11 protein-coding genes are annotated in these 18,595 nt (G+C 39.4%); 7 read left to right on the forward strand and 4 right to left on the reverse strand.

Features of this window, described 5'->3' with window-relative positions; genetic code table 11:
- Positions 1-137: 137 nt before the first annotated feature.
- On the reverse strand, positions 138-1,619 hold the full coding sequence (locus tag F3D3_RS00565; protein ID WP_069870173.1) for a cell wall metabolism sensor histidine kinase WalK: 1,482 nt from the start codon (positions 1,617-1,619) through the stop codon (positions 138-140).
- Between the two features lie 6 nt (positions 1,620-1,625).
- On the reverse strand, positions 1,626-2,327 hold the full coding sequence (locus tag F3D3_RS00570; RefSeq protein WP_069870175.1) for a response regulator transcription factor: 702 nt from the start codon (positions 2,325-2,327) through the stop codon (positions 1,626-1,628).
- Positions 2,328-2,512: 185 nt separating this feature from the next.
- Between F3D3_RS00570 and F3D3_RS00575 the strand changes: the two genes are divergently transcribed.
- The gene (locus tag F3D3_RS00575; protein WP_069870177.1) at positions 2,513-3,187 is read left to right on the forward strand and encodes a hypothetical protein; all 675 of its coding nucleotides are present in this window, start codon (positions 2,513-2,515) and stop codon (positions 3,185-3,187) included.
- Between the two features lie 89 nt (positions 3,188-3,276).
- Here the strand turns inward: F3D3_RS00575 and F3D3_RS00580 are convergent, their stop codons facing one another.
- Positions 3,277-4,722, reverse strand: coding sequence for a hypothetical protein (locus F3D3_RS00580; RefSeq protein ID WP_069870179.1), 1,446 nt, complete (start codon positions 4,720-4,722; stop codon positions 3,277-3,279).
- Between the two features lie 11 nt (positions 4,723-4,733).
- On the reverse strand, positions 4,734-9,194 hold the full coding sequence (locus F3D3_RS00585) for a FecR domain-containing protein (protein ID WP_069870181.1): 4,461 nt from the start codon (positions 9,192-9,194) through the stop codon (positions 4,734-4,736).
- 357 nt (positions 9,195-9,551) lie between these two features.
- On the opposite strand from F3D3_RS00585, the gene F3D3_RS00590 reads away from it, so the two are divergent.
- The 6 genes from F3D3_RS00590 to F3D3_RS00615 are packed head-to-tail and all read left to right on the forward strand — an operon-like array spanning position 9,552 to position 18,592.
- Positions 9,552-10,463 (forward strand): LysR family transcriptional regulator, encoded by a 912-nt coding sequence (locus F3D3_RS00590; RefSeq protein WP_069870183.1) that lies wholly within the window; start codon positions 9,552-9,554, stop codon positions 10,461-10,463.
- Between the two features lie 8 nt (positions 10,464-10,471).
- Positions 10,472-12,397, forward strand: a complete 1,926-nt coding sequence (gene glgB / locus F3D3_RS00595) for a 1,4-alpha-glucan branching protein GlgB (RefSeq protein ID WP_084388732.1) — start codon at positions 10,472-10,474, stop codon at positions 12,395-12,397.
- Between the two features lie 3 nt (positions 12,398-12,400).
- A complete protein-coding gene (locus F3D3_RS00600; RefSeq protein ID WP_069870185.1) occupies positions 12,401-13,537 on the forward strand; it encodes a glucose-1-phosphate adenylyltransferase in 1,137 nt (378 codons plus the stop codon).
- Positions 13,538-13,551: 14 nt separating this feature from the next.
- On the forward strand, positions 13,552-14,685 hold the full coding sequence (gene glgD / locus F3D3_RS00605) for a glucose-1-phosphate adenylyltransferase subunit GlgD (RefSeq protein ID WP_069870187.1): 1,134 nt from the start codon (positions 13,552-13,554) through the stop codon (positions 14,683-14,685).
- Complete coding sequence (gene glgA / locus F3D3_RS00610) at positions 14,686-16,128, forward strand: glycogen synthase GlgA (RefSeq protein WP_069870189.1); 1,443 nt, start codon at positions 14,686-14,688, stop codon at positions 16,126-16,128.
- Between the two features lie 22 nt (positions 16,129-16,150).
- Positions 16,151-18,592 carry a glycogen/starch/alpha-glucan phosphorylase gene (locus F3D3_RS00615; protein WP_069870191.1) on the forward strand — a complete coding sequence of 814 codons (2,442 nt, stop codon included), beginning with the start codon at positions 16,151-16,153 and terminating at the stop codon, positions 18,590-18,592.
- Positions 18,593-18,595 lie beyond the last annotated feature (3 nt).

An 18,595-nucleotide genomic window follows, 5' to 3' on the forward strand; every position in this document is an offset into this window, starting at 1 on the left:
TGCTCTCTCATTTTATCACAGGGCTATTTATAAATAAAATTAATATTATTAATGACTTTAATTAGCAGTGCTAATCATGAATTAACTCATTCTTTTTAGGTATAAAAAAAGGGCCCAGAAGTAGGAACCCTTTTGCTTCATACTCTAAACTCAATCTCAAAAACAGCCCCTTTTACACCATTGTAAGCCTTTATTGTGCCCTCATTTAAATGAACTGCACTCTTAACAATAGCAAGTCCCAATCCATGATTGCCCTCACTGCCTTTAAAAAAACGATCAAAGAGAAATTCAATTTCACTCGCTTTAAACCCCTTGCCATCATCTGATATACTGATTTTTACAACTTCCGTCATTTTTTCAACCTTGATTTCAATCCAATACTGGGCATGTCTTATGGCATTGCTCAAAAGATTTGAAATGGTTTTTTCAAGTAAGGCTTCGTCTAGGTATAGCTTTAGAGAATCTTCACAGACTAACTTGACTTGTTTATGGGCTTTAAGCGCAGCACCCGCAGCTCTCTCTACAACATCAAGCAAGAATTGCTTAAGCTCGACATCAGACTTTTGAACACTGACTGAGGTACTCTCAAGCCTTGAAAGCGTAATGAGCTCATCTACTAACCCTTTTAATCGAATACTCTCATCTGCAATAATCTGAGCAGGATGTGTAACCTCTTTAAAGACACCCCCTACAAGGCCTTCTGCATAGCCCTGTATCGACATGAGTGGTGTCCTGAGTTCATGTGAAACGTTTTGTAGAAAATTACGTTGAGTTTGATCTTGTACTTCTAACTTAAGGCTCATTTGATTAAGGCTGTGCATCAGTTGATAAATCTCTGCTGTATCTTGATGTACAGAAAGCTTGTCGTATTTGCCACTGGATATTGCGTCCGCATAAGAAGAGGCTTCCATGATGGGTTTGGAAATACTCGCTGCTATTTTTTTAAAAAGGATACTACTGATCAAGAGCGTTACACCGACAATACTCAATAAGATTAAGTTAATACGCCTTAACAAAAGATTTGCAGCGTTAAGGGAAGACACGTAAACGGCATGGAATGTTTTACTCGTAGGCCTAATTGCAGATAAATTCCCTGATGTATTTTTAGGTGCGTTATCTGGCGTACTTTCAGATGTGGGTTGATTAATCTCAATTTTTGCGCCTGCGATTAAATACGTCATTTGATTGACCGTTACACGCTGAATACCGTCAATTTCCTGCATGAGCACGGCCTCTTTCGCCGCTAAAATGACGGGGTCCGTTTCTGCTCTATTTGAAGGGAATATTAACTCACCTGTTTTGGAGAAGATAAAAATATCCGTATTGTTGGCCATCCTTGAAACCTTAAAAATTTCATTGACAAAATCGATCTGGTCACTGAAACGCTTTCGATCCGTCTCATCCGAAAAGTCTAATGGCCGCTTTATCAGTTGTTGTTTAAGCATCAAATTTGTCGCCACAAGTGTATTGCGAATCTCATCGCGTGCATTTTTCTCCGTATACAGCCGCATGGCAATATTAAATACGATTAAAATGACTAAGGGCAATGCGATCATAAACCCAATATAAGGCATCATAATTTTGCGTTCAATAGTCCATAGTTTTTTAGTTTTATTCATATGAGCCTACTCTCCTTTGACCTGACGCTCTAACTCAAGCTTAAATCCAAACCCCCATACCGCACCAATTTTCACATTTGAAAAACTGAGTTTTTTTCTAAGCCTCTTGACCACGTCATCGGTGGCACGTGTATCCACATCAAAATCAAATTTCCAGACATTTTTAAGCAGTTCATCTCTAGAGATAGCACGCTCTTGGTTTTCAAATAAATAGACCATAAGTGCAAATTCAGTTGGCGTTAAATCCAAAGGCGCTTCTTTACAATAGACGACTCTCTGATCTACAGAAATCGTTAAATCGCCATAACTTAACAGCGGATTGGCTTCATAATGCCCCTGATCAAACTGCATGCGCCTAAAGATGGCATTAACGCGTGCCACAAGTTCTATTGGTGAAAAGGGTTTTACCAAATAATCGTCACTTCCTATGGTGATCCCAGTAATGCGATCCAGCTCACTATCCCTTGCAGACACTATAATAATAGGGACATTGTGTTTTTCTCTAATCTTACTACATAAAGAGAGGCCATCCATTTTGGGCATCATAATATCAATTATGATCATATCTGCGGGTTCTATCATAAAGGCATCATAGAGCGCTTCTCCATCTTCGAAGGTCTTTACTTCAAAGCCGTCATTTTTTAGAAAACTCATGATCAGCTCTCTAATGTTTTTTTCATCATCTGCCACATAGATTTTTTTTTGCATGAAACTCACTCCATTCTTTAGATTTATCATACCATAACGCGACTTTAGTAAAAATATTGAAATGTGCTTTACCTCTAATTTGCCACAGTTTCACCTTTGATATGACCATACGCCTCTGTTAAACTATCCCTATAGAGCAGCTAAAATCAGTTTGCTTAACAACCGAGATGAAAGGAGAACTTAAAATGAAAAAAGAATTTATAAAAAAAATAGCCGTATTTGCTTTAATTGGTGCAATGCTCATGCCAACAATGGCTTTTGCTGATAATACGGCAAATACCGTCACAGCGGTTCCCGCAGACACCACCACTACTGAACGTCCAGTTAAAGGCGATTTAAAAGACAGACCTGAAACTGATAATAAGTATATGCCAAGAAATGGCGAAAGAGGCTCACAAATGGGTGACCGTTCACTTGAGCTTGTCATCTTATACGCTCCAGAGCTTTTAGACAGCTTCGAAGCCGCTTCTGACTTACAAAAATCAATTCGAGATTCTATAATGGCACTTCAGAAATCTAAAAACGAAGTCAAAGAAGCGGATTATAAAGCATTATTAAATACACTTAAATCCCGTCTTGAAGCCGGTACGTTGACAAGAACAGAAGCTCAAACTCAAATTGAAACATTTAAAGCAAACGATCCAACAGATCGAGAAGCTCTAAAAGCCGAACGAGATGCTCTTAAAACAACTTATGGCATTGACAGAGATTCTCAAAAGACATTGATGACAACACTTAAAACGGCTATAGCCGATGAAGATGAAGCTGCTATCAAAACAGCTTTAGCAACTATGATCACTCAACTTCAAAAACGAGCTGAATACGATCAAGCTTATTACAACTTGCTTTCAGCTCAATAATTGTATCGCGTTTGAATAAAAATAGCCAAGGCCATCTCTTAACTTTTAAGAGGACCTTGGCTATTTTATTCATGATGATCTTATCTTAATCACTCTATTGTGACGATCGCTTTGTAAGCTTCAAGGACTCCAAATTTTTTATTGACGATCCTTTCAAAATGATCTATCGCTAAATAGCTATTGGCCTCATAGATCGCCATCCCAGTCGAATCGTCTATAAACCCCTTTACATCCCCTTTCGTGTAAAGGACACGTCTGTTTACAGCATCCCAAGAAATGGCATACCCATAATGCAGCATCGTCGCTTTAAACGGCAAGTAATAAGTGCCTTTGTCATTGATAATTGTTTTATCAAGGTTAACCTTTTGCTTTGCTTCCCAGAACGTCCACACTTCAGAGGATTGACTTGGATCAATGAGTGCTTTTAAATCTGCCTCAGAATATCCAAAACTCACATCATTGTAATCAATGGGTATTTCTTTGATTTCATTATTCCACATATCTGAAACGATCAAAGTATTGTTCTTAATCGTCAGTCCCGTTGGCGTATTATACCTTGCGGTTTTTATATCGCCATTGACATTCCCACTAAAGAGCACGCCTGAGTAAGTTCTAACCATGCCATCATCTGTAATCACTCTAATTACGTGATTCCAGGAATCGGCCACAAATAGGTTGCCTTTCTCATCTAGAGCAAATCCCTTTGGAAAATTAAACTTTGCCTCGCCGGCCATGCCGTTGACAAGTCCAGTATTGACGTATCCTGTTTCTAAATTGAAATCGCCCACGCTGCCTGCAACGAGAGAGATGACTCCATCCTTAACGCGTTTAACGGCTTGATTGCCACTATCTAATATATAGAGCACGCCTTGAGCATCAAATAACAAATCGCTCGGTTCATTGAGCTTGCCTGAAGTCAACGTCTTTCCATCTGGCGTAAATGAAAGCGTTTCAACAGAACCCTCTTTACGGATAACCCGTATGCAACTGTTTAAAGTGTCCGCCACATAAAGTTTGCCCTCCGAACTCATCGCCAAAGCTGAAGGCAAGTTAAACTGTGCGACACTGGCAGCGCCATCTGTAAAGCCAGCTGTTCCAGTCCCAGCGATTGTGGACACCGCACTGGCTTCAATCTTTCGAATGACATGATTGCCTGTATCCGCCACATAGATGACGCCCGATTGGGTGACCAAAAGACCTCTGGGTTTATTAAATCGCGCCTCAAGTGCCTTTCCATCTAAGAGGCCTCCCCTAGGTAAATCCATATTGTTCTTCCCATCGAAGCCACCTGCCACCAGTTCAAGACCAGTGGCCGTTACTTTCTTTATCATATTATTATAGGTGTCGGCCACATATACATTGCCGAGATAATCCGTCGCCAATCCATAAGGCTGATTTAGACCCAAGGTTAAATCACTTTTTATTTCTGGATCCACTGGCGTAATCGGTTTTACGTCCACTGCAAACACAAGGGAAAACTGTGTCGCGACGATCATGATCATCATAAAAAGTGCTGTTTTTCTAATCGCTTTCATCGTTTCCTCCTTTAAGGTAGCTCAATTACCCATTCAATACCATCAAATACAAGAATTACCTCTTGAGCATATATTGGCGCTGTATGGGCATCATCACCATAACTGTTCGTTATGTTTCTCACATGGCTAATTGTAATTTTATCCTCTATTTGAGGCGGGCTATTCAATACAAGTTCCAATGATTTGTGATCGGTGCCAACGGCCTCTGATATGACTGTAATATTACCACTCAAAACGTCAATTTGTGCAGGCTTATAAGCATTATCGAGATGATTCCAAGACTCTATATAGTCTGTATAGGTTATCTTAACGCTCGTGCTGGATGTCGTCTCCACACAGGAAACGCTTGTTGTGCTATTTATTCTCACAATGGAACTCAGTGCAATCGCATCATAAGGGTATGAATGCTCCGCTGGTAATACATAATTTTCTCCATGATCCGATGAAATTGCGAAGCCACTTTCTACCCTTAACGCAGCAATACCACTTTCTGGAGTAGCCGAATTGTAGAGGTATTTAGATAGCCTGCTGATAAAAGAAGGTATTGTATCTTCTACATCGCCAAGTTCCAAAGGTTTAATAAAGATTTGATCTCCTAAAACACTTGTCGTCCCATATAGATCCATAGGGACACTTGCATAGATCCCAGAACTCATGAGTTTCAATTTAGATACATCGACTACATCACTTTCATTCATCGGCTCTGAAAACTTCACTGAAATGAATTTTTCGTCATAAGGCAGTGATAAATCCAGTGTGGAATCCATCAAAACTGGTCCTGCTTTATCGTTGACATGAATGCCATTCGTCGCTGAAAGCGAATGGTCATAAAGACTTTTGATCATTCCAGAAGAGAGTATGTCAAGTGTCCCTTCTGCCGCTGTGTTTCCAATATCACCTTCAGCAACAGCAAAATAAACAGTTGCATCATCTGTCAAATCTAGTCCAACAGGGCTTATGAGCATACTGGTATCCACAGCACTTGGCGAAATTAGAGTTGAATTTACGATTGCCCCTACATCCACAAAGGAAGCATCTTTAACCGCTTTGTCAAAGACCAATTGAATGAAATCGATTTTTCCATTTTCATCATAATCCACCGTGTTAGCCTCTAATAGATTTAAATAAGGCGAATCCATAGTCCAACCCGAATCGTAAACGAGATTAAATTGAGTTCTCTCTACACTTTCATTTGTAACCAAAGTTTGGATACTTTGATAATCCAATAAACTTAAAATGTCGATTACAAACATATCAGTCGTAAGCAAAGGGGCCTGCATTTGAACGACAAAGCTCAGAGAGATCTCATCGAAGACACCCGCGTTATAGCTATAGCTCATAATTGTTCTATTGTTATTGCCACCAACGAAGCCTACCATATCACTAAGCATTCCCATATAATCTGTCGCACTACTGTTATCTAAATAGTCGTCAAATATGAGGCTAATGCGGTATTGATTGGATCCAAGGTCTGTCAAATCAACCGTCTTAAGGGTTGTTTTAACCGAATCCAATATATTGCCCTGCAAAGCTATCTTTTGACCCGTTAAAACCGTTTGATTGCCAATTTCATCTGCAATCGTCAAGCCATCACTGTAATAGAGATAAGTGCTCTCTTCTGCAACGACATACTGCGTGATATTTTGGATCGTATTATAATCTAGCCGCTCTATTCTGAGTTCATTTCCGAGATCACCCGCATTCATATTCATCATGCCAAATGCGATTGGATTTGCATCATTATGCGTACTCGCACTGGCATTGATGATTCTCAAATCAGGCGTTTCAAAACTGCTTGAATCAAGTGGTTCTGATGCGATGAGTTTGATCATTTTATCATCCGCTGTCCCAGCAAACGAATGGATTCCAGCAACAATCACAGGTGCTGCATGATCTGTTGTCGCCAAGTTTATGATAGCATCATTTGAAAAACCGTCTAAATCTTTGATCGTTCCAGAAGGAATTGTCAGTGTCCCTACCCCACCTGTGTTATATGAAATACTGCTAGAAGTGTGGTCCAGTTTTAAATAGATCACGGTATCATCCACAACGTCAGCATAAGTGCCTGTGAGATTGGTGACAATCGCCGAATCATCTACTGGGTCTAATGACGCGCCTGATTGTAAAACAATCCCATTTTCTGCTGTGAAAGTCGAATCATCCACAGGATTATTGAATGTCACTTCTAGATGATCCACCAAGCCATCACCATCTGCATCTAGGGTTGCAGCCCGCGTTGCATAAAAATCACCTACAGGTGCCATATCCATCGTCCAAGCATCTGCCGAAGCATCGTATTGGTAAGTTCGTGTGGTTTGCTCTGCACTATCAAAATAATCCGTTACAGGATATCCGAACAGATCGTAGAGATGACTGTAGCTAATGGTTACTGCGTCATTGTTCGCAAGTGCACCTCCGAAAACAGTCACATGGAAATTGATATTGATTTGACCTGTACTTCCGAATAAATATTGAACGTCAACAAACTCTGCGTTTGCGTTTGAAAAAGAGCCATGCAAGAAAATTTCAGGCGTGCTGGTCAACGTCTCCATTTGTGCCGCAGATAAATAATCATCCAATTTAACCGTGAATAAATAATCTGTATTTGGCGTTAAGGTTTGTACCGTTACATCTGAAACCATCGTTTTCTGACTATCCGTCTCAAGTCCTAAGAGACTGATGTCATTTTGAAGCACTCTTTGATTTCCATTTATATCTGAGACGTAGGTAGACACTTCACTGTTCATCTTCAAGCGAATGCTTTCGTGACCGTCTAAAGCTGCATTTTTTACATAGTGAACCGTTGGATAATTCAACTTCTGAGCTTCAACATAAAGCGCTGCAGTTGAGCTCTTTTCATAGCCAATTGCCTGTGCTTCACCATAAGAAGTCCCCGTAGTGGCTGCAATTCTAACGTTTTCCCAAAGATTTGAACTCAAATTAGAAATAGGCTCTGAATAGACCAGTCTAATATATTTATCTTTTGCAGTACCTTCCAAAGAAATCATTGCACCTAAAACCACTGGTGCGATCTTATCTGTTGTGATCAAGTTAGTGACAGTTCCAAGGGATTCACCTGTCTTTGATTGAATCATGCCCACATGAGGTACATTAAAATAGCCCATTGGAATTGTATTAATTGATTTCCCAGTTGTATCAAGGTTGAACACAAGAACGGAATCATTGCTTACATGGGGTATGCCAGAAATGTGATCTGTCGAAATTTTTGACAAATCAATGGCGCCCAGCGTCCCGCCTGATTCTATATAAGCGCCACTTGATGAGACATAAGTTGAATCACTCACATCTTGATTAAAAGTCACGACAATATGATCTGCGATGCCATCACTTAAAGTTGCATCGACGATTTCAACTTTTGTCACTTCCAGCGCTAAGGTTTCAACACCACCGTTATCAGCATCACCATCATCATTGCCTCCGGAACCATTGCCACCACCTGAACCTGGAAGTTGAGGTATTTGAGGCACTTGAGGTATTTGAGGCACTTGAGGTACTCGAGGCACCACCGCGTTACCACCTGCACCCCCTGCACCCCCTGCATCTGATATTAAATCATAAATAATGCTTGGAGGTTTTTCTCCTAAATCCACATCATTTTGAGGTTCTTGTCTTTTCTGTTCAATGAGTTGGTCTAAGCCATCCGTGATGCTTGGATCGTAAGCATCGGGTTCGTCCGCTACAATTTCAAGTACAAACAAATCCAAGTTTTTCACTTCAATTTTTTGAGCTTTTCCGACTTTGCTGACCACTTCTTGAATATTAATTTGCTCAATCGCTTCACCCGCATTTAATCTACTCGTAATTTCATCAGAAATACCTTGGATGAATGCTGGATCAAGTAACAACGTTTCGTTTGCATTTGCAAAGAGTTCAACATCTTGTGTAGCAGGTGTCTCACCTGATTCACCTTGCTTTGCCACTTGTGTCTTCATGCTGACTTTACCTTCTAGAACCACCAGTTCAGTACTGCTTTTTTCCTTTTGCTCTGGTGTGGGTGAAATCACATATTTGACATAGAATTTTGTGCCTTTTGCCCCCATAACAGCCGTAGGTGTTTCGATTTCAAAGGAATCATCACCTGCAAGTGGTTTGCTAAGAGATGCCCAAACTTTTCCTGTGAATAGCTTGATGTTGGTCGAATCGCCTCCAGACTCAGCTTCTGACATGAGTTCACTTAAACTCATATATGTTTTTTCGCCGACCTTTATATACTTGTCCTTGTCAATTTGAAGTGCTATAGAAGCACCCTTTCCCGTTATAATGCGATCGCCATGTTCTAGTACCGTATTCACTTCAGGCGTAAAAGCCTTCTCGCCTCCTGCTTTTAAAACGGAAACGATTCCCGTTACTTCCACAACTGAAGCTGTTTTGTATTTCACCGCAAAATCAAGTGGTATGCCCACAAAGATTATCAGCATTGCCAAAGTAACTGCAAAAACTTTTTGTTTCATTCTTTTGCCCCCCTTATTTTATTGTCTACCTTTCCAGTACCCTTTGAGTGGTGCTTTGATTATTACCTACCCTTAACATCCAATTCCGCTCATTGATCACCGTGGGTTTATACCCAATTCCTGTGATATTTCTCTCTAAATATTTTTGTTTTGCTTTCATTATATTCTATTTTACGCATTATGCATTCTATTTTAAATAAAAAATACATTTTCATCATGAAAATATTACATTTTCAAAAATATTTGATATAATATTCATAAGTCCTACTAATCAATTTTTAAATAAACATAACTTAAACTTCTCATTCGTTTTACATAATCATAACCTGATTATAATATAGAAAAAGGAGTATTTGAATGGAGCTCTATCCCAATATCAACTTCGAACTCTACAAATTTTTTTACTTTGCCGCAGATGAACTCAATTTTTCTAAAGCTGCACAAAATCTCCATGTCACTCAGTCTGCGGTCAGCCAATCTATAAAGTCTTTAGAATCGCAACTTGAAGTGACTTTATTTTTTAGGCAGGGTCGTAATATTCGTTTGACCTTTGAAGGGGAAGTGCTCTTCAAACACATTGAAAAAGCCTTTAACTTTATCAGATCTGCAGAAAATTCTCTTAATAGCATCAAATCACTCGATGAAGGCACCGTTTTTATCGGTGCCAGCGATACCATTACACGTTATTTACTCCTCTCGAAAATCAAAAGTTTCAATGCAATTTATCCAAAGGTAAAACTATCCATTAACAACAGACCTTCTCCAAGATCCGTGGAACGCTTAAAAAATGGTGAAATTGATATCGCCATTATCAATCTCAATCCAAATGTAGACTATGAGGGCCTTGAGGTTACACCTTTTAGTACCATCGACAATATATTCATCGCAACGCATACTTATCTTCCCATGATACCCTTTACTAAACTTTCATTAAAGGAGGTCAGCGCACACCCACTTATTTGTCTTGAAGAAAAATCAACGACGCGAAAAATTCTTGAAGAATTTTATAAAGCGAATCAACTCAAAGTTCATCCATCGTTTGAATTTGGTTCTTTAGAGGTCATCTTAGAAGCTGTAAAATCCAATATGGGCATTGGTTTTGTTTCAAAAAATGTAGCAGAACAGGACTTGAACACGGCAATCATTAGAGAAGTTCAGATTATAGAAGAGATTCCTCAGATAAATGTGGGTATATTAACCAACAAGAGTAAACCCCTTTCCTTAGCCACTCAAAAGTTTTTGAATATACTCCTTGAAAAAGAAAGTTAGGTGATCAAATGCAGCCACATGAAATCAATCAATACATTCAAGAAAAAGGTTTTTTTTATTTGAATGAGGGTGAATTAGATGTCCATCTTTTTCACGAAGGCACATTTTACAAAAGCTACGAATTCTTAGGTGCACATGCCATCAATCGATTTGATGTAAGTGCCGTGCGTTTCGTCGTCTGGGCACCTAACGCGCATCAAGTGAATCTCATAGGCGATTTCAACGATTGGGATACATCTAGACACCCTATGCAACGCATCCAAAAAAGTGGTCTATGGCAAATCTGTGTGGTAAACGTTCAACCTTTTGACAGTTATAAATACCATATCATTGGTCCTGATCACAGCATTCACTACAAGGCAGATCCCTATGCATTCCATGCTGAAGAACGCCCAAAGACTGCTTCTAAATACTATGATCTGTCCGGTTATCAATGGCATGATGACGCTTGGCTCAGTAACCGCGACCAAGTAGATCATTATCACGGTCCTCTGAACATTTATGAAGTCAATTTTTTATCTTGGCGTCAAAAACACGATGGCAAACAATACGCTTACCAAGACCTCGCACACGAATTAATCCCCTATGTTAAAGAGATGGGGTACACACATATTGAACTCATGCCTATTATGGAACATCCGTATGATGGTTCTTGGGGATATCAGCTAACGGGTTACTTTGCCCCAACTTCCAGATATGGAACGCCTAAAGACCTCATGTTCTTCATTGACCAATGTCATCAAAACGATATTGGCGTCATTTTAGACTGGGTTCCAGGACACTTTTGCAAGGATGCGCATGGACTTTATCACTTCGATGGGGGCTCATGCTTCGAATCCAGTGATTACGAGCGTGCGCACAATGATCAATGGGGCACTGTAAACTTTGATTACAGCAAACCTGAAGTAAATACCTTTCTAATCTCGAATATATTCTACTGGCATGAATTTTACCATGTGGATGGCATCCGAATTGATGCAGTTGCCTATATGCTCTACCTCAACTTCGGGGGACAACTTCTCAAAAACAAATATGGAGGCGTTGAAAATTTAGAAGCCCTTGACTTTATCAAAAAAATGAATCAAATTGTATTTCAATACTTCCCAAACACCTTGATGATGGCAGAAGAATCCACTTCATGGCCTATGGTTTCACGCCCTATTTCAGATGGCGGTTTAGGCTTCAATTACAAATGGAATATGGGCTGGATGAACGATATCCTTGAATATATGAAGCTTGATCCGGTCTTTAGAAAAGGATTCCACAAGGCACTGACTTTTTCACTCACTTATGCCTTTTCAGAAAACTTCGTCTTACCTCTGAGCCACGATGAAGTTGTTCATGGTAAAAAATCTCTGCTCAACAAAATGCCGGGTAGCTATGAAGAAAAATTCGCGGGGTTAAGATTGCTCTATACCTATATGATGGCACATCCTGGTAAGAAATTGCTCTTTATGGGAGGTGAATTTGGTCAATTTATAGAATGGAATGAATGGCAAGCACTTGATTTTCACCTGCTTGATTATGAGTTGCATCAAAAATTAAAACATTTCGTGAAAGACCTCAACTGGACCTATCGTCATAATAATTGCTTTTACGAACTGGATACCAGTTATGACGGCTATGACTGGATTGAAGCTGATAATTCAAACGAGAGTATTATTTCCTTTGAGCGTGTTAACAGACAAGGGGAACGATTAGTCATCGTCCTCAACTTTACGCCAATTGAACGTAAAAATTATCCTGTTGGCGTTACCATTCCTGGGCAATATGAAGTCATTTTAAACTCTGCTTCTGCTAAATATGGTGGTACGGCCTCTAACAGTTCCAAAACGTACACTTCTAAAGAAGAACTTATGCATCACCGATTCCACGCACTGAGAATCACACTCCCCCCTTATGGTGGCTTATATTTTAAATTAAAGGAGGACTAACTTATGAAAGAAGGCAAAATGATTGCAATGCTCCTTGCAGGTGGTCAAGGATCAAGACTAAAACTGTTGACAAAAGAAGTCGCTAAACCTGCAGTTCCCTTTGGTGGCAAATATCGGATTATCGATTTTCCGCTCAGCAATTGTTCCAATTCAGGCATATTTGATGTGGGTATTTTAACACAGTATAAACCTTATCAGTTAAATTCTCACATAGGCATCGGTAGTTCATGGGATTTAGATAGAAGAACTGGTGGCGTCAGAGTACTGCCCCCTTACACCAATGAACAAGGTGGCCGTTGGTATAAAGGCACTGCCAATGCTATCTATGAAAATATTTCCTTTATCGATGAACTCAGCCCTGAATTTGTACTCATTCTCTCAGGAGACCATATCTACAAAATGGATTACTCCGTGATGCTCGAATATCACCAAGAAAAAAAAGCGGATGTTACCATTTCGGTTGTGGAAGTGCCTTGGGATGAAGCTTCGCGCTTTGGGCTCATGCATGTCAATCCAGATATGTCCGTCATAGAATTTGAAGAAAAACCCAAAAAACCCAAATCCAACCTAGCTTCAATGGGTATTTATATTTTCGACTGGAAGGCACTTAGAAAATATTTGGTTGCGGATGAAAAAGACTCTAATTCAAGCAATGACTTCGGACATGATATCATCCCTAAAATGATGAACGATGGTAAAAAACTTTTTGCTTATCAATTTGAAGGATACTGGAAAGATGTGGGCACCATTAAAAGCTACTGGGAATCTAACATGGATCTCTTGGCTGAAAGCAATACGTTAGACCTCTACGATCGCGATTGGAAAATATATTCTAAAAATAGACATTTGCCACCTCATTATATCTCCAAAGACGCCTCTGTTGTGAACTCACTCATAAATGAAGGTTGTCGCATAGAAGGCAGCTTATATAATACGATCCTTTTTAACGAAATTAGGGTTGGTAAAAACGCTAAAATTGTCAATAGTGTTATCTTGTCAGGTGCTGTCATTGAGGAGGGTGCTGAAGTTTATAATGCTGTTGTCATGGAAAACGTCATCGTTAAATCGGGCACTAAAATAGGCACAAAAGACGATACAATCGTCTATCTTGTTTCCAAAAATAAAATTATCGAATCTTAGAAAGAGGTGACAACATGAAAAACTGTTTAGGAATTGTAAATTTAAGTGAAATAGATAATAATTTTGGCGTATTGTGCCAAAGCAGACCCACTTCAATGCTCCCCTTCGCTGGCAGATATCGTGTGATCGACTTCATTCTATCCAACATGGTTAACAGTGGCATTACAGGTATTGGCATTTTTACAGGGAATAAAGTGCGCTCTGTCATGGATCATCTAGGGTCAGGAAGTTCTTGGGATCTCGACCGTAAAATAAACGGCCTGTTTTTATTCACACCTACTTATGATTATACTGCCACTTATAAACGCGTAGGGGACCTCGACTTATTTTATCAAAACAATTCTTTTATTAAATATGCTAAGCAAGAGCATTTGTTTTTATCCAAAACTTATATGTTGGCCAATATCGATCTCAATGAGGCCTATGAAGAATTTGTGGAATCGGGGGCAGATATTTGTATGATCTACAAGCCTGTTGAAGATATCAATCAGGCTTATATCGGCTGTGATATGATTCATCTTGATCAAAAGGGGCACTTTGAAAGTGTGGGTACAAATCTTGGGAAGAACAAAAAATTCAATTTATCTCTTGAGATGTATTTTATAAAAAAAGAGATCTACTTTGACATCTTGTTTGATGCCATTGAAAAAGGGTCAGCAAATTTTTTAAAACAAGCACTTTTCAATAATCTCCATAAATACAGTGTAAGCACCTATCAATTTGATGGACATGTCTCCTGTATCAACAACATTAAAAATTATGCGGATGCAAATTTTGCAATTTTGGATTCTGAAGTATCCAATGATCTCTTTTTTAAACACGGACAAATCTTCACAAAAGTTAAAGATGAGCCCTCCACGTATTATAAGTCACACGCAAAAGTTAAAAACTCTTTTATCGCAAATGGTTGCCAAATTGATGGCTATGTTGAAAATTCCATCATTTTCCGTGGTGTCAAAATCGAAAAAGGCGCCATCGTCAAAAACTCAATCATCATGCAAAAGGCTGATATTCAAAAGAATGCTCATCTGAATCATGTCATTCTCGATAAGCGTGCCAAGATCGGTGCAGGTGTCACATTAATTGGTGAACCCAATAATCCTTATATGGCAGGCAAAAAAGCCTCTATTGATAAGGAGGTCCTCTAAATGAAAGTTATCTTCGTGGCTTCTGAAGCTGCCCCCTTTGCTAAAACAGGGGGACTCGCTGACGTCGCTGGGTCATTGCCCAAAGCACTTTGTTCTACAGATGTTACCGTGGACGTTTTCTTGCCGCTTCACGCTAAAATCAGTACTGAATTCAGAAAGGAAATGTCATTTGTCGGCGAAACCGAAGTCACGCTGGGATGGCGTCACCAATACGTCGGCATCTTTAAGATGCATTATGACAGCGTGACCTATTACTTTATAGACAATGAATTCTATTTCAAAAGACACATGCTCTATGGCGATGGGGATGATGCAGAGCGCTATATCTATTTTTCCAAAGCAGTCTTAGCGGCATTAAAACTGATGGATATTAAACCCGACATCATACACACGCATGACTGGCATACGGCTGCGGTCAACGTCTTGCTTGATTATTATAAAAAGCATGATCCCTTTTACGATCATATCAAAACGGTTTTTACAATTCACAACTTAAGATATCAAGGTGTCTTTGATCCCTTTGTACTTGGGGACATGCTCAACTTGCCACAAGAATACTTTCATGAAGATGCGTTAAAATTCTATGATGGCATCAACCTTTTAAAAGGCGGTATTGTATATGCCGATCACATCACTACAGTGTCTAAGAGTTACGCGCAGGAAATAACCTATCCCTACTTTGGTGAAAATCTGGATGGCATTATCCAGAAGTATCAACATAAATTGACTGGCATTGTCAATGGGATTGATTACGAGGTTTATAATCCCAGTACAGATCCCAATATCGTCATTCATTTTGATAAACGTTCTCTCAAAAGAAAAAACGAACTCAAAATGCATCTCCAAATAAAATTTGGGCTTCCTGTTGATCCTAACATTCCTATGATTGCAATTGTTTCAAGATTAGTAGATATGAAAGGGCTTGATTTAGTGGACCATATTTTAGAAGAACTCTTGCAAGAGGACATCCAATTAGTCGTCCTAGGTACTGGCGAGAAAAAATATGAAGATCTGTTTAAATACTATCAATATCGCTATCCACACAAGCTATCTGCGCGTATTTACTTTGATCAATATGAGTCTCATGCAATCTATGCAGGCACCGATTTATTTCTGATGCCGTCACTCTTTGAACCCTGTGGCCTCAGTCAACTTATAGCCCTGCGATACGGTTCTATTCCTGTAGTGCGTCAAATTGGAGGCTTAAAAGATACCGTAATTCCTTATAACAAGTTTACGGGCGAAGGCAATGGTTTTTGCTTTGTCAATTATAATGCACATGAATTCTTATTCACCATAAAAGAAGCGCTCCAACACTATAAGGATAAGTCCAATTGGCATTTGATGATGAAACACGCTATGTCTGCAGATCATAGCTGGAAAACCTCATCTAAAGAATACCTTGAGATATATTATAAAATATTGGGTATAAGGCATTCATAATTTAAATTTATGGGGTGAGAAAATGAAACTTACAGAAGATAACTTTAAAATGGATTACATGGCGGCTATAAAGGCCACAACAGCAAGACAGATTGAAGATACTTCCTCGCTTGAACGATATAATGCGCTTGGTCAAATGATCAAAGACTATATAGGCAGTTTGTGGGCAAATACCAATGCCACCTATCGTGCCGATGAAGTTAAGCAAGTCTACTATTTTTCAATGGAATTCTTGACGGGGAAATTTTTAGCAAACAATCTACACTATCTCGGCATTTATGATGTCACCCGAACGGGTTTAAAGGCATTAGGCATTGATTTAGAGGATCTCATAGAAGTGGAAATGGATCAAGGTCTTGGGAATGGAGGCCTCGGCAGGCTAGCGGCGTGCTTTTTAGACGCGATGAGTTCGATTTCTATTCCTGGACACGGTTGCGGTATTCGTTATAAAAACGGTCTCTTTGAGCAAAAAATCATCGATGGCAACCAAGTAGAATTCCCAGATAGATGGCTTGTCAACAACAACGTTTGGGAATACAAACGCCCTAACAAAGCCGTCGAGGTGAAATTTAACGGACACGTTGAAACCTACATGGAAGAAGACAAACTCTGTTTTAAGCACACGGGTTATGATGCCGTGAGAGCGGTTCCCTATGATACGCCTATTTTAGGTTATGGAAATAACACCGTAAACACCTTGCGATTGTGGTCCGCAGAAGAAATCGAAGATATTTTCAACTTTGAATATTTCTCTAGGGGTAATTATTTAAGTGCTTTTGAGAAGAAGCACTCCGTGGAAATCATCACACAAATTCTATACCCTAACGATGCCTACGACGAAGGCAAACTCCTCAGGCTCAAACAAGAATATTTCTTTGTATCTGCAGGCATTCAAAGCATTTTTACTTCTTTTAAAAAATTAAAATTGCCAATCACAGAATTCAGCAATCGGGTTGCAATTCATATTAACGATACGCATCCCGCACTTGCCGTCCCAGAACTCATGAGAATCCTCATAGATGAGGAATCTATAGACTGGGATACAGCATGGCGGATCACAACCAACTGTATTTCTTACACCAACCATACCATTATGGCCGAAGCACTGGAAAAATGGCCCCTATACATGATGAAAGATTTATTACCTCGTGTGACCATGGTCATAGAAGAGATCAACCATCGCTTTGTGGATTCACTTAGAAATATCTATCAGTATACAGATGAGTATAAAATAAACCAAATGGCTATTATTAATGACGGCATTGTTAAAATGGCACATCTTGCCATCGTTGGTTCACATAGTGTAAACGGCGTGGCGAAACTTCACACAGAAATTCTAAAAACAAGAGAGCTGAAAGATTTTAACAACATTTATCCGACGAAATTTAACAACAAAACCAACGGCATTATGCATCGCCATTGGCTTCTCAATGCCAATCCTAAACTTACAGACTTAATTGAAGAAACTATTGGTGATGGCTTTAAAAAGAATCCGATTGTCCTGAGAGACTTGTTAAAACATAGAGATGATAAAGCCTTTTTAGATAAGCTCTACGATATCAAACATCAAAACAAGGAAAACCTCACTAAATTTATTAAAGAAAAATTGGATATCGCCGTGGATCCCTACTCTATATTCGACATGCAAGCGAAGAGAATTCATGAGTATAAAAGACAACATATGAACATACTTCATGTAATGCATCTCTATAACCAACTTAAAGAGAATCCAAATTTAGATATGCCTCCAAGAACCTTCATCTTTGCAGGCAAATCAGCTCCAAGCTATTATGTGGCGAAACAAATCATTAAACTCATAAACACCGTCGGCAATGTAATCAACAACGATAAAACCATCAAGAATAAACTCAAAGTTGTCTTCTTGCCCAATTACGGTGTCTCTCTGGCAGGCAGAATGATCCCTGCTGCAGATATCAGCGAGCAGATTTCAACAGCATCCAAAGAAGCCTCAGGCACAGGTAACATGAAATTCATGATGAATGGGGCAATAACGCTTGCCACGCTTGATGGTGCCAATATCGAGATCATGAAAGAAGTCGGTGAAAACAATATCGTCATTTTTGGCCTGCGTGATGAAGATGTCTACAACTACTACAAAAACGGTAACTATAATGCTTTTGAAGTATACAATACGGACCCTGCTCTTAAAAAAGTCATCGATCAATTGGTGAATCATTTTTTACCCGTGCCTAGAGATGAATTCATTCCAATTGTCGATCGCCTATTGAGATTCAATGATGAGTACTTTATTTTAAAAGATTTTGAAGCGTATCGCGATGCGCAAGAACGCATTGGACTCTACTATCGCAATAAACCACACTGGATGAAAATGTCACTTACCAATATTGCCTGCTCCGGCGCATTTTCGGCAGATTATACCATTGACAAGTATGCTTCAGGCATATGGAATGTCAACCGCAAACCCTTAGACTTTAAATTATAATAA

This window comes from Fusibacter sp. 3D3, assembly GCF_001748365.1.
In the GTDB taxonomy this organism is placed as follows: Bacteria; Bacillota; Clostridia; order Peptostreptococcales; family Acidaminobacteraceae; genus Fusibacter_A.